The following is an 831-nucleotide window of genomic DNA, read 5'->3' on the forward strand; positions in this document are numbered from 1 at the left end:
AGCGGGGTCGACCAGACCAGGACCGGGATGTTGATCGCGGTGTCGGCGCCGAAGGTGGCGTCGGGCCGGCGGTAGATGAAGGTGTTGATCGCGTAGACGCCCTCGGGCAGCGGCGCGCCGGTGGCCAGGCCGACCTGCTCGCCGGGAATGGTCGTCGTCTGCGCCTGCGCGGTCGAGACGGCCAGGAGGCCCGTGACGGCGGCGAGGCCTGCGACGATCGCGGTGCGTAACGACATGATGGATCTCAAGGTTGGAAGCTCGTGGGCGGCGGCGCGAATCAACGCGGCGGCGGTTGCCCGTTCTGTCTAACCGAGAATGATCGTCTTGCACGCCACGATGAACTCTGTTGAGCACGGTTAATCGCACCCGTTGCATTCACAGCACACGCGAACCCGTTCTTAATGGTTCGTTAACCTGGGGCCGTCGCGCGATGTGCAGGTTGTTGCAGTGCGTGATCTCGCGCGTCGCAACCCACGACGCCGTCTTCGGCCGTGACGCCCCCGATGCCGACCATCTCTACGGTGCGTCTGCGCCAGCCTCGCCGGCGCGCAGCCGATCGGCGACCAGGGCCTGCAGGGTCCACAGGTGCCGGTCGCGGATGCCGAGCGCCTCGCAGGCCTCGACCGTGCGGAACAGGTATTCGGCGCTCGACCCGAGGTGCCCGCAGGCGGTCGCGATCCGGTCGGCGATCTCGGGCTCGGTGAGGCGGCCGGAATAGCGGTCGCTGTCGCGGTTCACCAGGAAGGTCAGCGCCGAGACGGTGCCGGCCTCCGTCGCCACCGGCAGCCAGCGCGCGACGTAGCCGCGCCCGCGCATCTCGCGGCGCCACAC

General features: G+C 69.1%; 1 protein-coding gene and 1 pseudogene. Both read right to left on the reverse strand.

All coding sequences use genetic code 11. The features are described from left to right. Positions 1–236: pseudogene (locus FV222_RS27845) on the reverse strand (transporter); the annotation flags it as partial. A gap of 280 nt (positions 237–516) precedes the next feature. Continuing rightward, positions 517–831, reverse strand: a 315-nt coding sequence (locus tag FV222_RS27850) for a gamma-glutamylcyclotransferase (RefSeq protein WP_187277518.1), incomplete at its 5' end; no start/stop codon positions are given.

Source organism: Methylobacterium sp. WL103 (assembly GCF_008039885.1).
GTDB classification, from domain to species: Bacteria; Pseudomonadota; Alphaproteobacteria; order Rhizobiales; family Beijerinckiaceae; genus Methylobacterium; species Methylobacterium cerastii.